Origin of the sequence: uncultured Aquimarina sp., from assembly GCF_947492405.1 — a bacterium.
Classification (GTDB): Bacteria; Bacteroidota; Bacteroidia; order Flavobacteriales; family Flavobacteriaceae; genus Aquimarina.
Map to the genome: position 1 here is coordinate 527,233 of NZ_CANLMP010000002.1, position 25,076 is coordinate 552,308.

The 25,076-nt window shown below is 30.8% G+C and carries 23 protein-coding genes; 18 read left to right on the plus strand and 5 right to left on the minus strand.

Translation table 11 applies throughout. The annotated features are described in order from the left end of the window. Positions 1-63 precede the first annotated feature (63 nt). From mreC to rodA, 4 genes are read left to right on the plus strand one after another with little or no spacing between them, the layout of a single operon-like run. The gene (mreC, locus tag Q0829_RS08650; RefSeq protein ID WP_298541769.1) at positions 64-891 is read left to right on the plus strand and encodes a rod shape-determining protein MreC; all 828 of its coding nucleotides are present in this window, start codon (positions 64-66) and stop codon (positions 889-891) included. Next, entirely contained in the window at positions 884-1,390 is a 507-nt protein-coding gene (gene mreD / locus Q0829_RS08655; protein WP_298541770.1) for a rod shape-determining protein MreD, read from the plus strand. Before mreC ends, mreD begins: the two co-directional genes overlap by 8 nt. Further along, positions 1,387-3,255, plus strand: coding sequence for a penicillin-binding protein 2 (gene mrdA, locus Q0829_RS08660; protein WP_298541771.1), 1,869 nt, complete (start codon positions 1,387-1,389; stop codon positions 3,253-3,255). The genes mreD and mrdA overlap by 4 nt, the downstream gene beginning before the upstream one ends. Further along, a complete protein-coding gene (gene rodA, locus Q0829_RS08665) occupies positions 3,255-4,508 on the plus strand; it encodes a rod shape-determining protein RodA (RefSeq protein WP_298541772.1) in 1,254 nt (417 codons plus the stop codon). The genes mrdA and rodA overlap by 1 nt, the downstream gene beginning before the upstream one ends. Positions 4,509-4,511: 3 nt before the next feature. Here rodA and Q0829_RS08670 read toward each other — a convergent pair whose 3' ends face one another. Then, positions 4,512-5,315 (minus strand): DNA/RNA non-specific endonuclease, encoded by an 804-nt coding sequence (locus tag Q0829_RS08670; protein ID WP_298541773.1) that lies wholly within the window; start codon positions 5,313-5,315, stop codon positions 4,512-4,514. 467 nt (positions 5,316-5,782) lie between these two features. Between Q0829_RS08670 and Q0829_RS08675 the strand changes: the two genes are divergently transcribed. From Q0829_RS08675 to Q0829_RS08690, 4 genes are all read left to right on the plus strand, one after another. Beyond that, positions 5,783-7,378 carry a vitamin K epoxide reductase family protein gene (locus Q0829_RS08675; RefSeq protein ID WP_298541774.1) on the plus strand — a complete coding sequence of 532 codons (1,596 nt, stop codon included), beginning with the start codon at positions 5,783-5,785 and terminating at the stop codon, positions 7,376-7,378. A 31-nt stretch (positions 7,379-7,409) separates the two neighbouring features. Then, positions 7,410-7,616, plus strand: a complete 207-nt coding sequence (locus tag Q0829_RS08680; RefSeq protein ID WP_298541775.1) for a hypothetical protein — start codon at positions 7,410-7,412, stop codon at positions 7,614-7,616. A 166-nt stretch (positions 7,617-7,782) separates the two neighbouring features. After that, complete coding sequence (locus Q0829_RS08685) at positions 7,783-7,977, plus strand: hypothetical protein (RefSeq protein WP_298541776.1); 195 nt, start codon at positions 7,783-7,785, stop codon at positions 7,975-7,977. Between the two features lie 223 nt (positions 7,978-8,200). Then, positions 8,201-8,380, plus strand: coding sequence for a hypothetical protein (locus tag Q0829_RS08690; RefSeq protein WP_298541777.1), 180 nt, complete (start codon positions 8,201-8,203; stop codon positions 8,378-8,380). Between the two features lie 107 nt (positions 8,381-8,487). Here the strand turns inward: Q0829_RS08690 and Q0829_RS08695 are convergent, their stop codons facing one another. Together Q0829_RS08695 and Q0829_RS08700 are read right to left on the minus strand one after the other, a co-directional pair. After that, positions 8,488-9,282 carry a hypothetical protein gene (locus Q0829_RS08695; RefSeq protein ID WP_298541778.1) on the minus strand — a complete coding sequence of 265 codons (795 nt, stop codon included), beginning with the start codon at positions 9,280-9,282 and terminating at the stop codon, positions 8,488-8,490. A gap of 2 nt (positions 9,283-9,284) precedes the next feature. After that, positions 9,285-9,848: a sigma-70 family RNA polymerase sigma factor gene (locus Q0829_RS08700; RefSeq protein ID WP_298541779.1), complete on the minus strand. Its 564-nt coding sequence runs from the start codon at positions 9,846-9,848 to the stop codon at positions 9,285-9,287. Positions 9,849-10,061: 213 nt separating this feature from the next. Here Q0829_RS08700 and Q0829_RS08705 point away from each other — a divergent pair, with 213 nt between their 5' ends. The 5 genes from Q0829_RS08705 to Q0829_RS08725 all read left to right on the plus strand — a co-directional run bounded on the left by Q0829_RS08705 (position 10,062) and on the right by Q0829_RS08725 (position 18,063). Further along, complete coding sequence (locus Q0829_RS08705) at positions 10,062-10,544, plus strand: hypothetical protein (RefSeq protein ID WP_298541780.1); 483 nt, start codon at positions 10,062-10,064, stop codon at positions 10,542-10,544. A gap of 95 nt (positions 10,545-10,639) precedes the next feature. Further along, positions 10,640-13,468, plus strand: a complete 2,829-nt coding sequence (locus tag Q0829_RS08710) for a CHAT domain-containing tetratricopeptide repeat protein (protein ID WP_298541781.1) — start codon at positions 10,640-10,642, stop codon at positions 13,466-13,468. Positions 13,469-13,787: 319 nt separating this feature from the next. After that, positions 13,788-14,288 (plus strand): hypothetical protein, encoded by a 501-nt coding sequence (locus Q0829_RS08715; protein WP_298541782.1) that lies wholly within the window; start codon positions 13,788-13,790, stop codon positions 14,286-14,288. A 145-nt stretch (positions 14,289-14,433) separates the two neighbouring features. Further along, the gene (locus Q0829_RS08720; protein WP_298541783.1) at positions 14,434-17,250 is read left to right on the plus strand and encodes a CHAT domain-containing protein; all 2,817 of its coding nucleotides are present in this window, start codon (positions 14,434-14,436) and stop codon (positions 17,248-17,250) included. Positions 17,251-17,436: 186 nt separating this feature from the next. After that, positions 17,437-18,063: a response regulator transcription factor gene (locus tag Q0829_RS08725; protein WP_298541784.1), complete on the plus strand. Its 627-nt coding sequence runs from the start codon at positions 17,437-17,439 to the stop codon at positions 18,061-18,063. A 34-nt stretch (positions 18,064-18,097) separates the two neighbouring features. Here Q0829_RS08725 and Q0829_RS08730 read toward each other — a convergent pair whose 3' ends face one another. Then, positions 18,098-19,210, minus strand: a complete 1,113-nt coding sequence (locus tag Q0829_RS08730; protein WP_298541785.1) for an ABC transporter permease — start codon at positions 19,208-19,210, stop codon at positions 18,098-18,100. A 9-nt stretch (positions 19,211-19,219) separates the two neighbouring features. Beyond that, complete coding sequence (locus Q0829_RS08735; RefSeq protein ID WP_298541786.1) at positions 19,220-21,355, minus strand: carboxy terminal-processing peptidase; 2,136 nt, start codon at positions 21,353-21,355, stop codon at positions 19,220-19,222. A gap of 171 nt (positions 21,356-21,526) precedes the next feature. On the opposite strand from Q0829_RS08735, the gene surE reads away from it, so the two are divergent. The 5 genes from surE to Q0829_RS08760 all read left to right on the plus strand — a co-directional run bounded on the left by surE (position 21,527) and on the right by Q0829_RS08760 (position 24,887). Continuing rightward, positions 21,527-22,309, plus strand: a complete 783-nt coding sequence (gene surE, locus Q0829_RS08740; protein WP_298541787.1) for a 5'/3'-nucleotidase SurE — start codon at positions 21,527-21,529, stop codon at positions 22,307-22,309. Then, positions 22,302-22,583, plus strand: coding sequence for a hypothetical protein (locus tag Q0829_RS08745; protein WP_298541788.1), 282 nt, complete (start codon positions 22,302-22,304; stop codon positions 22,581-22,583). Before surE ends, Q0829_RS08745 begins: the two co-directional genes overlap by 8 nt. Positions 22,584-22,606: 23 nt before the next feature. Beyond that, positions 22,607-23,716 (plus strand): lipid-A-disaccharide synthase, encoded by a 1,110-nt coding sequence (gene lpxB / locus Q0829_RS08750; protein WP_298541789.1) that lies wholly within the window; start codon positions 22,607-22,609, stop codon positions 23,714-23,716. An 11-nt stretch (positions 23,717-23,727) separates the two neighbouring features. Then, complete coding sequence (locus Q0829_RS08755; RefSeq protein WP_298541790.1) at positions 23,728-24,243, plus strand: C40 family peptidase; 516 nt, start codon at positions 23,728-23,730, stop codon at positions 24,241-24,243. Positions 24,244-24,329: 86 nt separating this feature from the next. Beyond that, entirely contained in the window at positions 24,330-24,887 is a 558-nt protein-coding gene (locus Q0829_RS08760) for a hypothetical protein (protein WP_298541791.1), read from the plus strand. Positions 24,888-25,076: the final 189 nt, after the last annotated feature.

The following is a 25,076-nucleotide window of genomic DNA, read 5'->3' on the forward strand; positions in this document are numbered from 1 at the left end:
TATGCCAAAAGCATTGTTAAAACGAGATATTATTATTTTTAGAATTTAGTACCCCCATAACCCATGCAGCAGATTATTAATTTTTTAATACGGAATAAAAACTTCCTATTATTTCTGCTTCTACTATTTTTATCTCTCATTCTAACGATACAATCGCATAGTTATCACAAGAGTAAATTTATAAGTTCTACAAACTTCCTTACAGGTGGAGTTTATGGATGGAGATATTCTATAAATAATTATTTTGGACTTAAAAGTGAAAATGAACGTTTACTAGAAGAAAACGAACTACTCCGAAATCAAATAAGTTGGCTTACCGCAGATACCATTGCCACAAAATACATCGACACTACATCATTTAATAAGCCTTTTACTTTCATTAAAGGAAACGTATTTAGAAATGATTACAGTAAAATGGACAATTACATCTTAATCAATAAAGGAGAAAAAGATGGAATCGAGGAGGATATGGGAGTCATTACTGATAAAGGTATTATTGGTATTGTAGAAAATACTTCAAAAAACTACAGTAGAGTTATTTCTATTTTAAACAGTAATTCTAAAATTAATGCAGGTTTAAAAAATTCAAATCAATATGGTTCATTAGTCTGGAATGGTAAAGATCCTAATATTGTACAATTAGAAACTGTTCCTAGACAAGCAACTTTACAAAAAGGAGATACTATTATTACTAATGGTCGCTCAACGATTTTCCCTCGTGGAATAGGAATTGGCACTATTCTAAATTATAAGTTAGATCAAAATCAGAGTTATTTTTTAATTGACGTACAGCTATTTAATGACATGACTGATATTGGTTTCCTCTACGCCATAAAAAGCAATGATGTTTCAGAAATTAAGTCACTAGAAAATCCAAAAATAGATGAATAACAACGTTCTTTTATATATTGGCAGATTCTTTAGCTTGGTTTTGGTTCAGGTTTTTATTCTGAATCATATTAATTTTCTGGGATACCTTAATCCGTACATATATATTATTTTTATATTATTAGCTCCCATAAACATAAACAAAAGTTTATTCCTTTTTCTTAGCTTTATTCTGGGACTTACGGTAGACATGTTTGGTGACTCTGGAGGTGTTCATGCCGCAGCCTGTATCGTTATAACATATATACGTCCAGTAATTCTAAGATCTGTTTTTGGCTTAAGCTATGAATTCCAAACTGTTAAACTTAGCAAAGTTGGTTTTGGGCAGCGATTAGCATATGTTACTTTAATGGTTTTCGTACACCATATTATACTTTTTTCGTTAGAAATATTTAACTATTCTCATACACTATTAATAGCAAAAAAAACGTTATTTTCTAGTCTATTCTCAATCATCGTAATTATGTTGGTTTTGGTATTGTTTAGAAGAAAAGATTCATGAGAAAATTATTACTTTATCTTATCATAATGAGCACTGGTATTGTTTTTATCGCCAGACTCTTTTATCTGCAAATTTACAACACTTCTTTTGCTGCCCTCTCAGATGACAATGCTATTAAAGTACTATATGATTATCCTCAACGAGGAGCAATTTATGACAGGAATGGCAAACTTTTGGTAACCAATCAACCTTCGTACGATGTTATGGTAATACCAAGAGAATTAAAACCTTTTGACACTTTAGAATTTTGTTCTATCCTTAAAATAACAAAAGAGAAGCTTGTAAAGCAATTACACAAAGCAAGAGTATATTCTCCTCGTGTTCCTTCTGTAGTTATCCCTCAGTTAACAAAAGATGAATACGCCTACTTGCAGGAAAAAATGAGGAAATTTGATGGGTTTTATATCCAGAAACGTTCTCTTAGAGATTATCACACAGTAAATGCATCTAATGTACTTGGATATATCGCAGAAGTAAATGATGGATTGATAAAAAAAGATCCGTATTATCTTTCTGGTGATCTTATTGGAATGCAAGGTGTAGAAAAGCAGTATGAAAACGAGCTTAGGGGAATAAAAGGAATTAAAAGGATTCAAAAAGATAGATTTAACCGAGATATTGGTCCCTATAAAAACCGTAAATATGATACATTACCCGTTAATGGGAAGGATCTGACTATTACTATTGATGAGGAATTACAGGCATATGGACAAAAGTTAATGGAAAATAAACGTGGAGGAATTGTAGCACTAGATCCAGCTACAGGAGAAATCCTTACTCTAATTACCGCTCCAAGTTATAAACCAGAATTATTAGTAGGGCGAAAAAGATCTCCCAACTACACAAGACTTCACTACGATTCTATTTCCAGACCATTATTTGATCGAGGTGTAAAAGGTGAGTATCCTCCGGGGTCTCCATTTAAAGCTATTACAGCGCTGATCGGTTTACAAGAAGGCATTGTAGATACCAAAGAAAGTTTTTCTTGTAATCATGGATTTCGATATGGAAAAAAAGCAAAACTTGGCTGTCATTCTCATAGAAGTCCATTAAGCATGATTCCAGGAATTGCACAATCATGTAATGCATATTTTGCAAATGTATATCTAAGGAGTATCAACAAATATGATACGCCACAGGAAGGTATTGATAATTGGGAAAAACATGTAGAAAGTTTTGGGTTAGGAAATTATTTAGGCAATGATTTATCTAGCGGTAGTAAAGGTTTAGTTCCCAATTCTAAATTCTATAATAAACAATATAATTATCCTAAATACAAATGGTATCCCACTGCTACCATATCAAATGCTATTGGACAAGGAGAAGTATTAGCTACTCCAATACAATTAGCTAATATGACTGCAGCCATAGCTAATAGAGGATATTTTTACACACCTCATATTATCAAGGCTATTGACGGCCGACCTATAGAAATAGAAAACTTTACAAAACCAAAGTACACCACGATCAATAAAGAACATTTTGAGCCTGTTATTGAAGGAATGCATCAAGTATATGTTCAAGGTACGGCAGCTGCATTACAAGTAAAGGATATAGAGATCTGCGGTAAAACGGGTACTGCAGAAAATTATACTGTTATTAATGGGGAACGTATGCAACTAACAGATCATTCTGTTTTTATTGCATTTGCTCCAAAGAACAATCCGAAGATTGCACTAACAGTATTTATTGAAAATGGTTATTGGGGATCCAGGTATGCCGGTAAGATAGCTAGTTTAATGATAGAAAAATATATAAAAGGATCCATATCGAGAATAGATCTTGAAGACTGGGTACTAACTCATAGTCTTGAAGAAGAATATGCAAAACCATATAGCGGAGAACCTTTTAAAATTAACCAATAATGGCCAGATCGACTATTGTAGCCATAGATTGGTTAACTGTACTCATATTTTTATTATTAATCGGTTTTGGATGGGTAAATATATACTCCGCATCTTATGATGATGAGATTTTCTCTTTAACTGATTTTTCTAGACCCTATGTAAAACAATTATACTGGATAGCTCTAAGTGTCATAATTGTAATCATTACCCAAGCAATCGAAACTAAGTTTTATGAACGATTTGCAGGTTTAATTTTTGTATTATCCATAGTATCACTTCTGGGGCTTTTTTTATTCGGAAAAAACATAAATGGAGCCACATCTTGGTATGCCTTTGGTCCCGTTGGATTACAGCCTTCAGAATTTGCAAAAGCAGCTACTGCATTAGCACTCGCAAAATTCTTAAGCGATATGCAAACAAATATTAATTTGATCAACCACCAGTTAAGAGCATTCTTAATTATAGCACTACCGGCACTAATTATTATACCTCAACCTGATCCTGGAAGTGCATTAGTGTATGCTGCGTTTTTCTTTCCATTATACAGAGAAGGTTTAGCAGCTACCTATCTAATCATTGGAGCATCTGCTGCTGCCCTATTCATACTAACTTTATTATTTACACCTTTTTGGGTAGTTCTCGGCATTGGAGCTATAATGTTATTAATTCTAATTAAAAACAGGAAACAAAAACCAAGTTATTCCAGATATTTACTGATTATTCTCGTTGTAACAGGATTTTGTTTTTCGGTAAATTATATTTTTAATAATGTTTTCGAACAAAGACATCGAGATCGTTTTAATATTGTTTTGGGGAAAGAAGTAGATTCTAAAGGTATTGGTTACAACACAAATCAAAGTCAAATTGCTATAGGTAGCGGAGGCTGGACTGGAAAGGGATGGAAAGAAGGTACTCAAACTAAAGGTGGCTTTGTACCAGAACAACATACAGATTATATTTTTAGCACGGTTGGAGAAGAATGGGGCTTTCTCGGTGCATCCACAGTGGTGATACTATTCATCGGATTGCTTATAAGGCTTCTGTATTTGGCTGAACGACAGAAATCTCAATTTAGTAGAGTGTATGGATATAGTGTAGTAGGTATCTTATTTGTACATTTTGTTGTAAATGTAGGAATGGTTACAGGTTTACTTCCAACAGTAGGAATTCCTCTTCCTTTTTTTAGTTATGGTGGCTCAGGATTATGGGGATTTACACTTCTTCTTTTTATCTTTATTAAACTTGATGCTAATCGAGTTAATGAATGGTAATCATTAGAATTTCCAACCATTCTTATTCGACGACGCCTCAAGTTTATTCTCTATAGCATCTGGTAATTCCTTGAAAAAATCAATCCCTGTTAATTTTTCGATACTGTCTGCAGTAACAATAAAATCTTCTAATGGTTTATCTGTATCATTATGAGGAATCAAAAATGCTATCATCTTTGAATTTTGCGAGTTCTTATCGAGAATTACTTTATAAAAATATTTCGGTACAGAAACTGCTTCATAACCAATGGTCTTAAGATCATCAGTTAAAACTCCTCCCGTTACCACATAAACGCCATCATACTTACCCGCCCAATATCTAACTTTCTGCTCTAAATTGTTCCAGATACCTGCATTAAATTGATGGTTCTGAGGAGAAACATTCGATGTAAAAAAAGTTTCCTTAAAAGCATCATACGAAAATCTTCTATCTCCTGCGGGACATAGATGACCTCTGTCATATCCTGAGTTTTTGTAGTTCCTCCAATCCGCAGAAGAAGACCTTATCTTATTATCAATTTCAAAAAAAGGTCTCTTGAATTCATTTTTGACTAGATGTTCTTTTTTTAACTCATAAGCTACCCATTCTGGTTGCTCATGTTTTTCGGAGTAGGATAAAGAGTAGTTATCATGTAACACTACAATATCTGTTGTGGATGTAGGAAGATAAAAAAAACTAAGCTCTTTACGTTTATCTATCCGCTCAGTAGCATCTTTCGTGTTAGTTGTATCAATTTTTTTCTCTATGTAATAAAAGCCAATGGTAACAATAAAAACCAATAACGGATATATAAATTTTCTTTTCAAATTTCGATCTTTTATAATTACTATCAATCAATTCACAAAAATATCAAAATCAACCTATATTCAGATATAGTTTATTTTTTAAGACTATAATTAGTCAGAAAAGTTACTATTAACTATTATATGAAGCATCAAGTTTAGAATAAAACCAAACTTTAACACAAATCAAACGTTAGATTTTTAGAGTGTTTTTAAAAAATACAAATCATTGAAAAACAGGTTTTTAAATCGTAAAATTAACATAAATAAACTCTAAAATTACGGTTATTCCATTTCTATTTTATGTAGTATCCTCGTCGAGTATACGTTTTAAAATCTCTAATTTAGATGGCTTTTAATTTTGAAAAATTATTTTTCAAAATATCTGATATGAAGAAAAAACAGTGTGTAAGTTGATATGGGGCGATCAACTTTTATAGTATCTTTATCAGAAGTTAAGCACACGAAAACAAAATCATCTTAAAGGATACATGAAAAATAACATTGAAAATATAGTTGAAACTGTTTTGATTCAGAATAGGATCAGCAACTACGACAAAAAGGATTTAGAACTACAATTACAAATACATCCCAATTATCCAAGTTTTCAATCTATTACGGATACACTGGATTATTTTAATATTGATAATATTGCCGTAGAAGTTCCAATAGAAGCTTTAGATCAACTCCCTAAAAGTTTTGTCTCATTAGTGCAAAAGGATAACGCAGAGGAAATTGTTTCTGTTATTAATAAGAATGGAAGTATTCAACTGAAACATACGGATCTTAAGAATACAAAATTCACCTATGAAGAGTTTAAAAAAATATGGGTTCCTAAGGTAATAGCCGTAGAGCATAATACCGGAAAGAATGCTATTTTCTCTAAAGAATCTCTTGTTCAGAATATTCTGTTTGGGGCTCTGTTGGTAAGTTCAGTTGCAGCCCTAGTATTTAGACCTTTTGATCTTTATCAAATACTATTTTTATTATTATCGATTTCTGGAGTTGTTTTTAGTCTTTTTGCTGTTAGAGAAAGCCTTGGTATACAATCTAATACTATGCATCAATTTTGTACATCTGTTGGAAATTCTAACTGTGGAGATGTAATTAATAACAATACCGGAAAATTGTTTAAGAATTTTTCGTTAGCAGATGCAAGTATTGTTTTTTTCGGTATTCTTACGATATATCAACTGTTTTATGGCTTTGATAGCACATTATTACTACCAACCCTTATCGGAATTCCATTTATTGCATATTCCATATATTCTCAAGCATTTATAATAAAAAAATGGTGCGCAATATGTATTGCTATTAGTACTATATCTATTAGTTTAATTATAGTAGCTTTACTCGGCCTTTCTTTTAATTTTACTTTGGTATCAATTGCTGCTTTTGTAATGGTTTCAACGCTATCTACGTTAGGATATATTCATGTTAAAGAGAATATGGTAGCGAATAAAGATTACAAAAGTGATAATATAAAACTTAATCACTTTAAGCGTGATAGACAGATATTTGATCATTTATTAAGTATCTCTGATAAAATAGAAGATAACACTTCAATTACAAATGAAATTGTACTAGGTAATCCTAATTCCAAATTTAAAATTACAAGTCTAACCAATCCTATGTGTGGTTATTGTAAAGGTGCTTTTGAAGCCTACACTCGCGTACTAAGAACGATGAGCGAGCAATTACAAATTGTTATACGATTGAAAGTGTCATTAGATGATCTTGATAACCAAGCTACTCAGATAAGTTTACGATTAATGGAACTATATCATGATAATGGATCTGATAGTTTTATTAATGCATATAGTGAATGGTTTAATGATAGAACTTTCAGTACCTGGATAAAAAAGTATGGAACTCCAAAAAACAGTGAACACCATATTGAAGTCCTTAAAAACCAATCCGAATGGGCAGAAAAGAATAACTTATTCTATACTCCCGCTTCTCTTATAAACACCTCTATATACCCTAAAAAGTATAGCTATGATGAGTTTTTTCACTTTACAAGTATGATGATTGAAAATCAAAATGAACACGATTATGAAATAGAAGAAAAATCAGTAGGTGTTTAGTTAAAATACAATCCAACTTAAATCGAATTATATGTTATCAAAAATATTAACAGTAAAAGGCGTTCAGGAATTGAACAAAAAGCAACAAAGATCAGTCAAAGGAGGCATTACACTTCCTTCATCGGATAATTGTGGATGTATTGTTATGGGACGAAACGGATATCTTGAAATTATTGCAGTATCCTGTAGTAGTACATGCCCTGATGGCACTGATCCAATTGGTGGTTTAGGATTCTAATACCTTAATGATTTCCTAGACTCAAAAAGAAACTTTTCTTTTTAGAAAAGCTATATTATGAAAAGAAGTATTGTATACTCTTTTTCTTCACACACTCACTCAGATATTTCCCCAAATGTCTTTAAACTTTTGGGGAATATTTTTTTTAACTCTTAAACCTATAATTATGTTACAATCAATTTTAAACCTTACCGAGGTTAAAACATTAAACAAGACACAACAAAAATTAATTTCTGGAGGTTATATACCTACCTTAGAACAATTCTGTTGTGGACCACGTTCTCAAGGGTGGTGGATACAGCAATATCCCTTTCTAGGCGATGATCCTTATTACACTTGCACTTACGATGTGTGTAATTAATGGATGAGCTTGATAAGCTATCATTTCTAAACAGAAAATAGTCTCGAAACCTTTAAATCAGGAAATAGTTTAACCCCAATACCAATTAATTAAATAAAACGTAAACTGTTTTGTCTTCTAAATAATCCATTCGATTATAGTGAAGAATGTCGGTGTGGTTTTTATTGCCACGCTTATCAGATTTAATCCTTTTCAATATCAAAACTCTAAAAACCTAGAAATTATGAAACAAATTAAAAAATTAGAAGGAGCTAAAGAGCTTTCTAAGAAACAACAACAGGATGTAACTGGCGGAGTATATGTTCTTTCTAAAAATCAAAATAGAAGACGACGTTGTGATCCAGCATTAAGTTGCTGCTATCATAATGGATATACCTGGGTACAAGGACCTCCTTGTTTCTAAAACACCCTTAAGTTAAGGTTGTTAAAAAGTTATTTACTAAAAAGGATTAAATCAATGATTTAATCCTTTTCTTCTTTGATATTTTACTTAGTAATTTTATTTCTCTATTAATCTCCAACCAGCAACAATTCTTTTGCCTTATTATAATTAAAATTAGTGGAATCACTGATTATATTAGAAAGTGTTTTTTTTAATTCAACCGTATCATTCATCTTTAAATATAGCAGGCTTTTATACCATAAAGCCTTAGACTTATCCAAAGAACTAGAATACAAAAGCTTATCAAAGCTACTAAGTGCTTCTTTTGTTTTATCCAATTCAAGATATGAAATCCCTATATAACTATATAGTAACGGATCATTATTTTCTTTTAAATAATCTTCAAAAAAAGTGATCGCTTTCTCATATTTTCTAGCTTTAAAAGCTATAATCCCTTTGTTCAATAATTCATTTTGAGATCCTCTTTTAACTATAGAGGGTAGATCATTTTCTGTATAATATTTTGAGTACAAATTAGTCGTAGATGAATTTTGATTAAAAAAAACAGTAGATACTAATGTAATTACAAAAACCCCAGCGATAGAAACAATGAGTAATCTTCTTCTTAAACCATACTGTGATTTTTTATACCTTTTTCCTGCAAGGTTTATTTTAGATTTTATTTCATTAGCTTCATTACTCTTAATATAATCTTCTATATCATTTTTTGCCTGTTTACTTTCTGATTTCTCCAGAGAAAGCCAACTTTCCTCATGTAAATGATGATTAATTTCATTGGCTAATTTTACCTCCTTTTGCAACTCTATATCCTTAGACATCATTAGCTCAAACTGTTTCTGCTCTTCTGAAGTCATATCACCTCCTAAATAGGCTTCAATTTTCTTATATATATCTTCGTCCATTTTTAACTTAAATCTTGATATTTGCTATCTCTTTTAATAAGCTCCGCTAAGCGTTTTTTACATTTAAAAACCCTTTGAAAAGCTACATTTTCTGATGAATAATTAAACTTCTTTACGATTACATCATACGACACTTTATTAAAATAATCTTTTAAAAGCTTGATACAATTATCCGAGAGTTGATTGATCTTTTCTTCAAAAAGTTCCCAACGTTCTTGTTCTAAAATAAACGAGCTATGTTTATTTTCTTCAATTACTAGTTCTATTACATCTGTATTTCTTACCCTATTTTTTTGTTTATTTAATTCTTTACGCCAAAGATTTTTACAAACCGTAAATAAATATCCTTCGAATGTGGATGTAATTTCAAATTTTCTAACTTTCAATCTAACGATTAACTGAAATAAAGCATCCTGAAAAACCTCTTCCGCATCTTGATAACTTCCATTATTTTTTCTTACAAAAGATAAAACTGGCTGGAAGTTATTCTTATAAATCTCATCGATCACAGATTGATCACCAGATAAAAGACCTTCTAAATAGTTTTTATTTGCTAATTTTTGCATTTTTGAAATCTTCTGAGGATATTTATTATTAACATTATCTATAATTTGACTCTAAAGAAAGACTAAACTAACATATTATCAATTCTTTCTATACTCTATATAGCAAAAATCACTCCTAAGAATGAAAAAAATCGCAAATCTTTCGGGTAAGAATCTTAATTTGGTATAACTATATTATGGAAATGTATTAATATTTAAACTTTAAAAACTAGTATGAAAACAAAAAAGGTAATTTGGGGATTGTTGATTTCATTTATCACTATAAGCTGTTCTACAGATGATTCGATAATTGAAAATGAAAAAAATATAGAAAATTCACTCAGTAAATCTTTATCTTTCGATCCAGAAGATCTGACAGAAGAACAAGATTACGGAATGCCTTTCGATAATAGCTATGAAGGTCAAGATTTTATTATTGAAGTAATATATATTACAGAAAATGATGAGACACGAGTAGACGTTCGCAGAAAGTTTTCTGAAAAACATCCGGACTTAGTTCTCGTTCAGGTTGTTACAACAACATCTGAAATAGAACAATGGTTCTTAAAATCGTTAGACGGAAGAACGAATTCCAGGGGAGCTCAGGATTTACCTGAAGAAGATGACGACCCAACACAATCAGATGAGTTTGCATTTGAATACATGAACATACTTTCTGAAATTAGACAAGATCCGAGAATTCGTTTACACGAATAGCAAAACTTCATGCAAATTTTAAAAATATACTAAATAGATGATATAAGGGTATATAATCTTTATCTTGGATAAAAAATTATATACCCTTTATCTTAATGTCTTTAAAAAGTTACTATTTACTCCTAACTCTTTTTATTCTTTATCTTCACTCCAATGGACAAACCACTACCAATTGGGAGGCTATTTTAACTTCGGATCTTACTACATCACAAAAACGTACTAAAGTTGATTCTTTAATCAGTTTTTACGCAAAACAAGGAAACGATTCTTTGTTAGAACGAATAACGCATAAATATGCGATATGGCACTATAAAAACACTTCTTTAAACCTGGCAATACACGTAGCAAAACAATCTCTAGAATTAAAGAAAAAAAAGACTCCTAGCAACCCTTCATTAATTCAACATGGATTAAAAAACTTAGGATTTTTCACTTATAAACAAGGTAATTATTCTAGAAGTATTTCGTATAATGAAGAAATAATTGCTATTAACGCTAAAAACGATTATGCTGCGGATGCTTATTCTAAATTAGGTAGATGCTATACCAATACTTACGATTACCATAACGCTTTAGTTCACTTTGAACTAGCAAATTCTCTATTTTGGGATAATAGAGATTATAGAAGTATTGTGGCCAATGCCATTAATTCGGGTAAACTGTATATAAAAATTGGGACTACAAAAAGTTTAAAAAGAGGAATTGAAAATGCTCTAATCGCAGACTCCTTATCATTACAAATTAAATCCAGAGCGACAACGAGATACAATCTAAAAATAATTCTTGGCACACTTTATAACCAGGATGATAATCTTAATACCGAAAAAGCTTCTTTTTATTATGATCAAGCTTTATCTATAGCAAAAGATCTTAAGGATTCTATCTTAATAGCAAAAACTTATGAACTTAAAGGCAACCTTTACAATACTATAGATCAGGATTTGGCAATTCGATACCACCAAAAAGCTATTCAAAACTTCACAAAAAATGACTCTGTCTCTTTGGCTATAAGTATATCCAATATTGGATTTTGTCTGATTGAACAGGAGAAATTTAAAGAAGGGTTTGCACATTATCAAAAGGCTTTTAGTTATTTTACAAGACAAAAACTGAATAACCTAGAAGCTTCCTCACAAACAAGTATCATATCTGAAACATTAGATTCATCTCATCTTTTAACAACTCTGGAAGATTTAGCAGACGCGTATTTAAAACATTATCGATTTACTAATGACCAATCATCTCTTAATAAATCAATAAATACATTTTTACTCGCCGATGAATTAATTGATCTTATCCGTATTGAGAGCCAGGAATTTCAATCTAAATTATATTGGCGTGAGCATAGTTCTGCACTATATGGACAAGCAATAGAAGCTTGTTTTCTTGCTAAGGATATCGATAATGCTTTTTATTTTATGGAGAAAAATAAAGCGTTAATTTTAACGGAAGACATAACAAATAATAGACTTAAACAATCAATTTCGCTTCCAGAAAGTATTGTAAACAGAGAAATTAAACTTAAGAAAAGTATATACTTACTTAATAAAGTAAAAAACAATGATCCCAATAAAAAAGAACTAGATATTATTACCATAAAAATTCTAGATCTTAAAAGAAATCTAAAAACATTACAGGATAGTATAAAAGATGTTTTTTCAGATTACTCGAAGTTTAACGTTCAATATTCTCCTATCGCTAGCCTTAAATCAATCCAAAAAAAACTTGACGATCAAACCGTTCTTATAGAATATAATATATCTAATCACATTGATTTTAAACCTATTGGTTATGATAATAGTTATACTCCAATTTATGAAGGAAGTGATTATGGTAAAAAAGAATATTCTAAAGGATATCTTATCTACATTACTAATAATGAAAGTCATTTTATACAATTGCTAAATATCGATGAATTAAAAACTACTGTTGATTTATTTATCAAAAAAGCAGCTATTCCTTTCGGTACAGAAAAAGATATTATATCATATTCTAAGATTGGATACAAAGTATTTACCTATTTATTTCCTGATAAAAACATCAAAGAAATCATATCTGGTAAAAAATTAATTATTATTCCTGATAACTATTTAAACTACATCCCTTTCGAAGCATTAGTAACTACTAACAAGTTAGATAAAACACCTAAATATCTAATTGAAGGTTCGGAGATCAGTTATGGATATTCAAATTTTTTCTTAAAAAATTCTCCAAATACTGCTTCTCCTGAAGGTGAAGTTTCTTTTCTGGGTTTTGCTCCTGGTAATTTTGATAAATACAACCTTACTCCCATAGAGAACAATAAGAATGAAGTTAATAATATCAATAACCTCTTTTCTGGAGAAGCATTGATTAATGATAATGCTACTAAAGAAAATTTTCTTGCTAAACTAGAAAATCAGAACATCATACATCTGGCAACACACGCCGATGCTTTAGATTCTATTTCTCCTTGGATTGCTTTTAGCGATCATAAATTAGATCTTGAAGAATTATACCTTACTAAAAACCAAGCTGATCTAGTAGTACTAAGTGGTTGTAATACTTTACTTGGTAAACAAGAAACTGGTGAAGGAGTCATGAGCTTGGCCAGAGGTTTTTTTCATTCTGGAGCCAAAAGTGTAGTTTCTTCTTTATGGAATGTTGATGATAGATCCACATCCTACATAATGAACGAGTTTTATAAAAACTTGAAAAATCAACAAAATAAATCACAAGCTTTAAGAGAGGCTAAACTGCAATATCTTAAGAATAGTTCTTTATCAGAAAGCTCTCCTCATTTTTGGGCCACCTTTGTTTTACTAGGAGATACTAGCCCAATTCCAAGTCAATCCAATGTATCTCTGTATTGGTTACTTCTATTATTACCTATTTTCTTCTTATTTATAATATCATATAGAAAGTATAAAAATAAAATTGCATGAAAATTCTTACACAAAGCAGAGATAACAAACTCTTCTCTAAACAATTATACTTCTAGACAACTACCACTTATTATTTTCTCATTTTCTAAACCTCCGCACAAATATTTAATAATATGAATAGATTAAAACTACTCTAAATAGATGAAATTTATTAATGAAAAAAATATTTTTATTTTTGGTATAAGCATAGAATTTACTTCTTTCCCATTTTAGCTAGATACGCTACAATAAATTAAAAAATAATAAAGGGGGTAAGATTTTTAATTTAATCTAACTATACGTAAAGAAGTATTAATTTTTTTAAATTTTAAAAACAAGTATGAAAACAAAAAAAATAATTTGGGGATTGTTAATTTCATTAATCATGATAAGTTGTTCTACAGATGATTCTGAAACCTTTGATGAACAATTAGAAGTAAATGCTAAACTTAGTATTTTTGCATTTAATCCTGATTTTGATTTTGGTATGCCTTTAGAAGACCACGATCTTACTGAACCTGGAATAATTAAAATAGGATATTATACTAATGATCCAGATACAAGATTTCTAATACGTAAAGAGTTTTCAGAAAAATATCCATCCCTAGTACTTGTCTCTCCATCAGCATTACCTGATACAATTGATATTTATCATCCATATATAGAATATTGGTATGTAAATCCCGAAGAATGGGAACAAAACATAGTTGTACATCCTGAAGAAGATGATGACTTAACTCCACCTCCAGCACCACTAATAGCGGAGATTAAGGAAGATATCACAAATCATTATATGATTGATTTATATAATGAAGGGGATATTTGGTTGTTATTCGAATAATAGGTTTATAATATTAATGATATAGTAGCATAGAGGCTTTAATTAACTTTAAAGCCTCTATTTTTTGGCATTGATAATCTAAAGTTTTAATATCAAATCATATAGCATATCTTTGAATTCATTGAGTTATCAATAAAGCTTCCATATGCTGGGTAAAAACAAGTACTATTTTATTTTTCTTATTGTCTACAATCTCAGCCATGGGCAGAATAATATCTCTTGGCAACAAATATTGAATTCGGAATATTCTTATGAGCAAAAAAAGAATAAGCTTGATTCTATTATCAAAAACTATCAAAAAGAGGAAAACGATTCTATCCTAGAACGCATCACTCATAAATATGCTATTTGGTTATATAAAAACAAAAAAATAAAACAAGCAATACAAACCGCACATTACTCTCAAGAATTAAAAAACAAAAAACTTCCTATAGACACTTCAGTGGTACAACATGGATTGAATAATATCGCATTTTTGTATTATAAAGATAATAATTACCAAAAAAGTATTTACCACTATCAAAAATCAATTTCTCTTAACTCTAAAAGTAATTATGCTTCCAAAGCATATTCGGAATTAGGCAGATGCTATAAGGAGACCGGTGATTTTTATAAAGCTAAAATATATTTTGAGCTAGCACATTCGCTATTGAAAAAAAATAATGATTTAAAAAAAATAATTACTAATTCAATTAATAGTAATGAAGTTTATATAAAATTAGGCGGTCAGAATAATTACGACAGAGGCATAAAGAATATGCTATTAGCAGATTCTTTATCCAATGTAATAAAATCAAAAACGAGTACTAAATATAACATAAAAATTGCTCTCGGAAATCTATATAACCAGAACGAAACTATTAACACTGAAAAAGCATCTTATTATTATAAACAAGGATTAGATATTGCCAAAAACATTGGAGACTCCTCAAAAATTGCTGATGTCTACAATAATATCGGCAGTCTTTATAATAATGGAAATCCTGATGTAGGAATTGAATACCACAAAAAAGCTTTGCAACATATGGATAACCCTATTCGATATGCAATAAGTTATTCTAATATCGGATATTGCCTTAGTATGAAAGAAAAGTACAATGAGGCTATTGAATATTATCACAAAGCCCTAAAACTATTCATAGGATATCCTATATCCGAAATTAAAAATGGATCTTTTGCTGAAAAATCATCTCAGATACTTTATAAATCTGAATTGTTAGTAGTTATAAAAGACGTTGCTAATATCTATCTAAAGCAATTTAAGACAACAAAAGAAAAATCATTGTTACATAAGTCTTTGACTACTTTTTTACTCGCCGATGAATTAATTGATCTTATTCGTATTGAGAGCCAGGAATTTCAATCTAAATTATATTGGCGTGAGCATAGTTCTGCGCTATATGGACAAGCAATAGAAGCTTGTTTTCTTGCTAAGGATATCGATAATGCTTTTTATTTTATGGAGAAAAATAAAGCGTTAATTTTAACGGAAGACATAACAAATAATAGACTTAAACAATCAATTTCGATTCCAGAAAGTATTGTAAACAGAGAAATTAAACTTAAGAAAAGTATATACTTACTTAATAAAGTAAAAAACAATGATCCCAATAAAAAAGAACTAGATATTATTACCATAAAAATTCTAGATCTTAAAAGAAATCTAAAAACATTACAGGATAGTATAAAAGATGTTTTTTCAGATTACTCTAAGTTTAACGTTCAATCTTCTCCTATCGCTAGCCTTAAATCAATCCAAAAAAAACTTGACGATCAAACCGTTCTTATAGAATATAATATATCTAATCACATTGATTTTAAACCTATTGGTTATGATAATAGTTATACTCCAATTTATGAAGGAAGTGATTATGGTAAAAAAGAATATTCTAAAGGATATCTTATCTACATTACTAATAATGAAAGTCATTTTATACAATTGCCAAATATCGATGAATTAAAAACTACTGCCGATTTATTTATCAAAAAAGCCGCTATTCCTTTCGGTACAGAAAAAGATATTATATCATATTCTAAGATTGGATACAAAGTATTTACCTATTTATTTCCTGATAAAAACATCAAAGAAATTATATCTGGTAAAAAACTAATTATTATTCCGGATAACTATTTAAACTACATCCCTTTCGAAGCATTAGTAACCGCTAACAAGTTAGATAAAACACCTAAATATCTAATTGAAGGTTCGGAGATCAGTTATGGATATTCAAATTTCTTCTTAAAAAATTCTCCAAATACTACTTCTCCTGAAGGTGAAGTTTCTTTTCTGGGTTTTGCACCTGGTAATTTTGATAAATACAACCTTACTCCCATAGAGAACAATAAGAATGAGGTTAATAATATCAATAGCCTCTTTTTTGGAGAAGCATTGATCAATGATAATGCTACTAAAGAAAATTTTCTTGCTAAACTAGAAAATCAGAACATCATACATCTGGCAACACACGCCGATGCTTTAGATTCTATTTCTCCTTGGATTGCTTTTAGCGATCATAAATTAGATCTTGAAGAATTATACCTTACTAAAAACCAAGCTGATCTAGTAGTACTAAGTGGTTGTAATACTTTACTTGGCAAACAAGAAACTGGTGAAGGAGTCATGAGCTTGGCCAGAGGTTTTTTTCATTCTGGAGCCAAAAGTGTAGTTTCTTCTTTATGGAATGTTGATGATAGATCCACATCCTATATAATGAACGAGTTTTATAAAAACTTGAAAAATCAACAAAGTAAATCACAAGCTTTAAGAGAGGCTAAACTACAATATCTTAAGAATAGTTCTTTATCAGAAAGCTCTCCTCATTTTTGGGCCACCTTTGTTTTACTAGGAGATACTAGCCCAATTCCAAGTCAATCCAATGTATCTCTGTATTGGTTATTAATTTTACCGTTTGCTCTTTTTATTTTGATAATTATTTATCGAAATAAAAAGAGAAATTCTTAAAAGAAATAAAGTTCTAATATCTACTTTAAAAAGCCTATTGAATTGAATTCAATAGGCTTTTCTAATTTTAACATTTTCTAGTGGGTAAGAAATCACAAAATGAATAACTGTTATACAGATGGTCGGTATCAACTTATATCAGGTCTCACCATCCATTCATCAATCAAAAAAACGACAATCCACAGTATGAAAACAATTGTATTAATCGAGAATGACACTTTTTTACAGACAAATTGTACATCGTTAATAAATAGTTCTAAGAGATTTAAAGTAATTGCTAATTTTAATAATTACGAATCAGCATTACAAAACATCCAAGAATTACAGCCGGATATTATTCTGATAGATATTGACATCCCAAATACTAATGGGATTGATAAGATAAAGCATATCAAAAATATCTTTCCCGAAATCAAGTTAATTATTTTGACAAAAAACCAACAACACAAATTCGTTTTTGATGTACTATCTTCTGGTGTTCTTGGGTATCTCATCAAAAACGACGACCTCCAAATTATCGAAGCCTTAGAACAGCTAGAACAAGGTGGCGCTCCGATGAGTACTATTATTTCGCGAATGGTTATTGAATCTTTTCAGGATCATGATTTTAAGGAACTTACTAAAAGAGAAAATGAAATACTTAAACTATTAACTAAAGGTAAAAGCTACTCTACTATTGCAGAAAAACTTTATGTAAGTCGTAATACTGTAAAATATCATATAAGAAACATTTATGAAAAGCTAAATGTTTATTGTAAAGATGAAGCCATAAAACTTGTGAATAGCAAAAAAAGATATTTAAAAGCTGGATGAAATAAAATAATATCTGGAATCTTATGAATACGTTTTAACCCTTTACATCCAATGCATCTCGTAATGCATTACCTATAAGCATAAATGACATAACAAGACTCATAATACCCAATCCAGGTATGATCGCCAGATATGCTTTACCTAGAATGATATAAGAATAATGATCCTTAATCATGGCTCCCCAACTAGCCATTGGTGGTTGGGCGCCAATACCTAAGAAACTTAATCCACTTTCTATTAAAATTGCGGCTGCAAAGTTAGCCGCAGAAATTACAATTACAGGTGCTAAACTATTAGGTAATACATGCTTTGTTATTATCCTAAAATGATTAAACCCTAATGCTTTTGCTGCAGTAACATATTGCATTTGTTTTATACTTAAAACCTGCCCTCTAACGACTCTAGCTACCTCTACCCACATCGTTAATCCAACAGCTATGAAAACCTGCCAGAAACCTTTATCTAAAGCTAATGTAATAGCAATCACCAAAAGTAACGTAGGTATAGACCAAGTTACATTAATTAGCCACATGATTAAAACATCTACTTTGCCTCCAAAATATCCTGCTATTGCACCCAAAGAAATACCTAATAGCAATGAGATTAAAACCGCTACAAAACCAATAGAAAAAGAAATTCGAATTCCGATAAGCATTCTACTTAATAAATCTCTCCCATATTTATCCGTTCCTAAAATAAAGGTTCGTTTTTTAATAAATTCTTGCTCTATTTCTTCTTTTTGAAAATGACCGGGAAAACTTGTCAATTCGATATTTTTAGTAATCTCTGTAAGCTCTCCTTCAGTATACGGAGTAATTTCTACCGATGTCTCTTTGAAACTATATGCTTCAATAGGGATTTCAGTATCCATGTTTTTTGTACCAAAGAATATTCTATTAAGATAAGATTGATCATTTTCAGTTTCTGAAGGTATGGTTAACATCGTTACTGAAAAACCAGGCCCTTTAGAATGGATGGATAAATGCATCTGATTTGCATTCTTAGAATTATCAGGTGCTAGTACATATGCCATAACAGCTAATAACGCACAACTAACAATAAACCAAAAACTCAAAACGCCCCAAAAATTTTTCTTAAATCTTTGGAGCGCTAGCTTTGATAATGAATTTGATGTTGTCTTTTGCATTAAAGCAAATTAATTCTTTAGTGTAAGTGGATTTTTTGATTTACGTATATTGTTGATTTTCATATCTTCTAATACGCTCAATGCCTCTTCTACATAAACATCTTTACTCAGACTTTGATGCCATCTATTTCTCTTTTCCTTAAGAATAGAATCTTTTTCCATAAGATCTTTTTCGTACGGTAATGATTCAAAAGTAAGATTAGTTTTGTAATCATTTAGGCTCTCGAAACGTTCTGCTTGTTTTTCGTTTAGCTCGATATTCGCTTTGTATTCATTATAATTCAGCGAGTATTTATTTACATCTCTCTTTTCTCTTACCCACTTTGCATTTTCTTCGATAAGTTTTAATTGCTCATTAGTTGCCATACGAGCTTTACTTTTACTAATAGTTTGATCAAAGTCAATATAACCATCCCACAAATTATAATCTGCTGCTGGTATTTTATCCCAAGGAAGTGGATTTTCTTGATCTTTTTCGCCAATATCAATGTAACTATAACGATCCGGAACTACGACATCACTTTTTACTCCTTCTAATTGTGTAGAACCTCCATTGACACGGTAGAATTTCTGAGTTGTTAATTTTAAAGCTCCTAAGTCTCCAAAATCATTACTACGCATCCATCTATTAAGATCCATAACATTCTGTACAGTTCCTTTTCCATAAGTTTGCTTACTACCAATGATAATTGCTCTTTTATAATCTTGCATTGCGGCAGCTAAAATCTCTGAAGCGGAAGCCGAAAGTTCGTTAACCAAAATAACTAATGGTCCATCCCATAAAATATTTCGATCTTTATCACTTAAAACTTCTGGAGATTCTCCTTTAGTCCTTACCTGAACAATAGGTCCTTTATCAATAAACAAACCAGCAATATCTACAACAGTCTGTAAAGATCCTCCTCCATTATCTCTAAGATCTATAACAAGGCCTTCCATATCTTGTTCTTTAAGACGAATAATTTCTTGCTTCACATCTTTTGCAGCATTACGCTGATTGTAATCTTGCATATTAAAATAGAATTTAGGTAAATTGATTATCCCAAAATTCCTATCATTTTTCTTAACCACAGAAGATTTTGCATAGGTTTCTTCCAGCTCAACAACGTCTCTCACAATCTCTACATTCTCTATTGTTCCATCAACTTTCTTAACAGTTAGAACAACCTTAGTTCCTTTAGGACCTTTAATAAGACTTACAGCATCATCAAGTCTCATTCCTACGATGCTTACTGGTTCAACCTCATCTTCTTGTTTTACCTTCATAATGAAATCTCCTACCTCTACTTTATTTCCTCTCCAAGCAGGTCCACCAGAAATAATCTCAACAATTTTTACATTATCATTTTTTTTCTGTAATCTAGCACCTATTCCTTCTAACTTACCAGACATGGCAATATCAAAACGATCTTTATCCTGCGGAGCAAAATAGTAAGTATGTGGATCAAATTCTTCTACAATAGAATTGATATAGATAGAAAACCAATCTTTTCTCTCTAAATCATCAGCAAACTCAAAATATTCCTTTAATGAAGTTTTTGTTAATTCACGAGACTCTTCTTCTAACACAACAGCAGATTTTCTTTTAAATTCTTTGTTTTTTGTTATAGAATCAACTTGTTCATCAACTTTGTCATAATAACTTGATAATGCATTGAACTTAAGCTGCAATCTCCAGCGGTTCTTCATTTCATCTTTATTACTAGCATATGACAACTTATCATAATCTGTATTTATATCTTCTTCCTTTTCGAAATTAAAAGGACGTTCTAATATTTCTTTGTACAAAGACCTAGCCTCAGTCATTCTTTGCTGCAGTCTTTCATATGTAAGATTGAAGAAATCAATTTCTTTGTCTCTGATTTGATCATCGATTAAAGCTTCAAATTTCTTAAACTCTTCTATGTCACTTTTATAAAAATATCGTTTTAAAGGATCCAATGCATCTATGTAATCAACAAAAACATTCTTAGAGAAATCATCATTAATATCCTTTGCGTCATAATGACCTTTACTTAACACATAGCTGATTAAATCAATCAGTATACGATCTTTATCAGGGTCATTGTCAACTTTTGTTGTAAAGCTGCAGGAAGCAGCTGATACAATTACGGTAAGCATCAATACCAAAAAACTCTTTTTCATACGCTCATTTTTAATTTAGGGGTGTTCCTGGCAAAATACATTAAAAATCGTGCCAATATCAGGTAATAATACTAAATTTTTCTTAAAAGAACTAATAATATACACTACTGATTATGAATAATATATTTAGAATAAAAAAAATGTATTTTTACCAGTGTAAAAAACAATTCCATGTCACAAAGAAAACCGTTGATTTTAGTTACCAATGATGATGGCATTACAGCCCCTGGAATAAGGGCTTTGATTAGTATCATGAATGAAATCGGCGATGTATGTGTCGTAGCTCCAGACAGCCCTCAAAGCGCTATGGGTCATGCTATTACTATAAACAGCACATTGTATTGCGATCCAATCACTATTGACAAAAAAGCACCACAAAAAGAATACAGTTGTTCTGGAACTCCTGTGGATTGTGTCAAAATGGCAACCAGAGAAATATTGAAGCGAAAACCAGATTTATGTGTCAGTGGAATCAATCACGGTTCTAATTCTGCTATTAATGTAATTTATTCTGGTACCATGAGTGCCGCTGTAGAGGCCGGAATCGAAGGAATTCCTGCTATTGGCTTTTCCCTATTAGATTATAGTATGAATGCCAACTTCGAACCTTCTAAAAAGTTTGTCAAAGCAATCGTAGAAAATGTACTTAAAAACGGACTACCAAAAGGTATTGTTCTCAATGTTAATATCCCAAAGTTAGATGAAAAAGATATAAAAGGCATTAAAATTTGTAGACAAGCCAATGCACATTGGGTAGAAGAATTTGATAAAAGAACAAACCCTATGGGAAGAGATTATTATTGGTTGTCAGGAAAATTTATTAACGAAGATAAAGGAGAAGATACTGATGAATGGGCATTACACAACGGATATGTTTCCATTGTTCCAACACAATTTGATCTTACCGCACATCATTTTATACAAGAACTAAACAACTGGCCATTACATGATTAAAAAAGAAATTCTTATTGGTTTTTTTACTGGAATATTTGCAAATAGCATTGGCATCATTTTATACATTTTATTATTTTCTGAATTAAGTATCGCAGAAACGTTAAAAGCCGCACGAGAAAATAATTTTTTAGGAAGTTTAATTGCTTTGGGAGCGATTCTTAATTTGATAATTTTCTTTTTATTTTTAAAACAAAATAAACCATATAGAGCACGTGGCGTGCTTCTTGCTACACTTATTGCGGCTGTTTGTATAGCAATTAGTAAATTTAGTTAATACATGAAGAAAGTTTATTGAAGATGAAATATTATCTTATAGCAGGAGAGGCATCAGGTGACTTACACGGTGCTAACCTTATGAAATCTATCCTTAAAGAAGATCCGGATGCAGAATTCAGATTTTGGGGAGGAGACTTAATGCAATCGGTAGGTGGCACTATGGTTCTGCACTACAAAGAAAGAGCCTTTATGGGGTTTTTTGAAGTTATTCTAAATTTATTTAAGATTTTAGGTTTTATAAAGGAATGTAAAAAAGATATTGAACAATATAATCCCGATGCACTTATTCTGATCGATAACTCTGGTTTTAATCTTCGTATTGCCAAATGGGCTAAACCAAAAGGCTATATTACTCATTACTATATTAGTCCTCAAGTATGGGCATCTAGAGCCGGCAGAGTAAAAACTATCAAGGCTAATGTGGATCATATGTATGTCATACTTCCCTTTGTACCTGATTTTTATAAAAAATACAACTATGAGGTAAATTTTGTGGGGCATCCGCTTATAGATGCTATCGCCGACCATCATCAAATAATGCCTGATGTTTTTAAAAAACAATTCCAATTAGATGAGCGACCGATTATTGCGATATTACCAGGAAGTAGAAAGCAAGAAATAAAAAAAATGCTGGAAGTTATGCTTAGTCTAGTAGATGATTTCCCATCTTATCAATTTGTAATTGCTGGTGCTCCTAGTCAAGAGGAAAAATTTTATGAGCCTTTTATAAAAAAAGAAGGGGTACATTTAATTATGAATCGTACTTATGATATCTTAAGTTTAAGTAATGTAGCTTTAGTGACTTCTGGAACTGCAACACTAGAAACTGCATTATTTAAAGTTCCACAAGTGGTCTGCTATAAAGGAAATACTATCTCATATCATATCGCCAAAAGAATTATCAATTTGGAGTATATTTCTTTAGTAAATTTAATAATGGATAAACCTGTTGTTACAGAACTAATTCAAGACGATTTCAATACAAAAAGGTTAAAAGAAGAGTTCACGAAAATATTAGATGATTATAACAGAGCTGTAATGTTCTTAGATTATTATGATTTAGAAAAGAAACTTGGTGGAAAAGGAGCTAGTGACAAAACTGCTAACTTAATTGTAGAAACCACAAAATAAAGCGCCCCGAAATGAATAAATTATTTTATTTTTTAGTGATAATTTGCATAACCCTTTCTTCCTGTGGAGGTTCTAAAAAGAGTACTTCTGTTACTCAAAGAACTAAAAACACTTCTAGTAAGAAAACGAAAACAAATCCTAAAGGCAAAAAAATCAAAAGTATTATAAACTATGCAAAAACTTTTGAAGGAACCCGATATAAATACGGAGGAACTACTAAAAAAGGAATGGATTGTTCGGGATTGATATACACATCATTTAAGAAAGGAGAAGTCGTGCTTCCAAGAACATCCAAAGCTATGGCGACACAAGGAGACAAAATCTCTCTAAAGAATGTGAAGATTGGTGATCTTTTATTTTTTAAAACTAATAAAAACAAAAATGTCATAAATCACGTAGGATTGGTTGTCGCTACCGGAAAGCATATTGAATTTATACATGCATCCACTTCTAAAGGAGTAACTATATCAAGTCTTGAAGAAAGATATTGGAATAAATGTTTTGCAGGGATCAGAAGAATTTTATAATCCACAAACTTATTTTTCTTAGCAACTTTTTTGTTTTATTCCCCTAAATACTTTTATATTAGTATACTATAAAACTCATTTTTGTTATGGAATACTCTTTAGCACCTTCAGAAGTAAAAAAAGTTATAGATGCCAAAGTTAATGGCGAAGAATACAATGAAGAACAATTTATTTACTATCATCTAAATAGAAATCTTTTTAATGTAAAAAAAGAGATTACTACACTGACCCATTTGATGAGTAATAAATTTAGAGATAATAGAGGTTTTATTTGGGAAGAAGCTCCAAGGTTTAAGAATTGGTATCATACTCCTAAACCTCAATATTTTGGTAGTCTTTTGGGATTCCAGCCTTATAGCAGAAAATTTTTACGCCTAGATAATGAAACCGGTATCGGAGGTGAATTCGAAATGATCATAAGACACGATGGAAAAAGAATTGATGCCTTGACTCACGAAGGATATCAAGAAACTTATAATTTTGGTCCAACGTCAAATTCATCTTTACATATTCTTCTGGATGTAGATCCCCATGGACCACATCCTGATTATACTGTAAAAATAGATACAGGAAGAGTCACAATCATAAATAGAGAAATGAAATTAACAAGAAGAGGATTAAGACCTGTAAATAGACCTTTATAATTATAATTGTTTCTAAAGTAAACTACCTCAGAGCAAGCCCATGAGGCATTAGATAGAAAATAATTTTAGATTTCGAGGCAAGCCTAGGAGCATTTAAATCTCGATTATCGAGTAAATTATCCTTTTTTATCTTATTTTCTGAAAGCACATATGTTGTGTAACAACTTTATACATCCCACCAACCATTTT

Coding starts and splice junctions, on each gene's coding strand:
- mreC (WP_298541769.1), top strand. CDS start 64: ATGCAGCAGATTATTAATTTTTTAATACGGAATAAAAACTTCCTATTA.
- mreD (WP_298541770.1), top strand. CDS start 884: ATGAATAACAACGTTCTTTTATATATTGGCAGATTCTTTAGCTTGGTT.
- mrdA (WP_298541771.1), top strand. CDS start 1,387: ATGAGAAAATTATTACTTTATCTTATCATAATGAGCACTGGTATTGTT.
- rodA (WP_298541772.1), top strand. CDS start 3,255: ATGGCCAGATCGACTATTGTAGCCATAGATTGGTTAACTGTACTCATA.
- Q0829_RS08675 (WP_298541774.1), top strand. CDS start 5,783: ATGAAAAATAACATTGAAAATATAGTTGAAACTGTTTTGATTCAGAAT.
- Q0829_RS08680 (WP_298541775.1), top strand. CDS start 7,410: ATGTTATCAAAAATATTAACAGTAAAAGGCGTTCAGGAATTGAACAAA.
- Q0829_RS08685 (WP_298541776.1), top strand. CDS start 7,783: ATGTTACAATCAATTTTAAACCTTACCGAGGTTAAAACATTAAACAAG.
- Q0829_RS08690 (WP_298541777.1), top strand. CDS start 8,201: ATGAAACAAATTAAAAAATTAGAAGGAGCTAAAGAGCTTTCTAAGAAA.
- Q0829_RS08695 (WP_298541778.1), bottom strand. CDS start 9,282: ATGGACGAAGATATATATAAGAAAATTGAAGCCTATTTAGGAGGTGAT.
- Q0829_RS08700 (WP_298541779.1), bottom strand. CDS start 9,848: ATGCAAAAATTAGCAAATAAAAACTATTTAGAAGGTCTTTTATCTGGT.
- Q0829_RS08705 (WP_298541780.1), top strand. CDS start 10,062: ATGAAAACAAAAAAGGTAATTTGGGGATTGTTGATTTCATTTATCACT.
- Q0829_RS08710 (WP_298541781.1), top strand. CDS start 10,640: ATGTCTTTAAAAAGTTACTATTTACTCCTAACTCTTTTTATTCTTTAT.
- Q0829_RS08715 (WP_298541782.1), top strand. CDS start 13,788: ATGAAAACAAAAAAAATAATTTGGGGATTGTTAATTTCATTAATCATG.
- Q0829_RS08720 (WP_298541783.1), top strand. CDS start 14,434: ATGCTGGGTAAAAACAAGTACTATTTTATTTTTCTTATTGTCTACAAT.
- Q0829_RS08725 (WP_298541784.1), top strand. CDS start 17,437: ATGAAAACAATTGTATTAATCGAGAATGACACTTTTTTACAGACAAAT.
- Q0829_RS08730 (WP_298541785.1), bottom strand. CDS start 19,210: ATGCAAAAGACAACATCAAATTCATTATCAAAGCTAGCGCTCCAAAGA.
- Q0829_RS08735 (WP_298541786.1), bottom strand. CDS start 21,355: ATGAAAAAGAGTTTTTTGGTATTGATGCTTACCGTAATTGTATCAGCT.
- surE (WP_298541787.1), top strand. CDS start 21,527: ATGTCACAAAGAAAACCGTTGATTTTAGTTACCAATGATGATGGCATT.
- Q0829_RS08745 (WP_298541788.1), top strand. CDS start 22,302: ATGATTAAAAAAGAAATTCTTATTGGTTTTTTTACTGGAATATTTGCA.
- lpxB (WP_298541789.1), top strand. CDS start 22,607: ATGAAATATTATCTTATAGCAGGAGAGGCATCAGGTGACTTACACGGT.
- Q0829_RS08755 (WP_298541790.1), top strand. CDS start 23,728: ATGAATAAATTATTTTATTTTTTAGTGATAATTTGCATAACCCTTTCT.
- Q0829_RS08760 (WP_298541791.1), top strand. CDS start 24,330: ATGGAATACTCTTTAGCACCTTCAGAAGTAAAAAAAGTTATAGATGCC.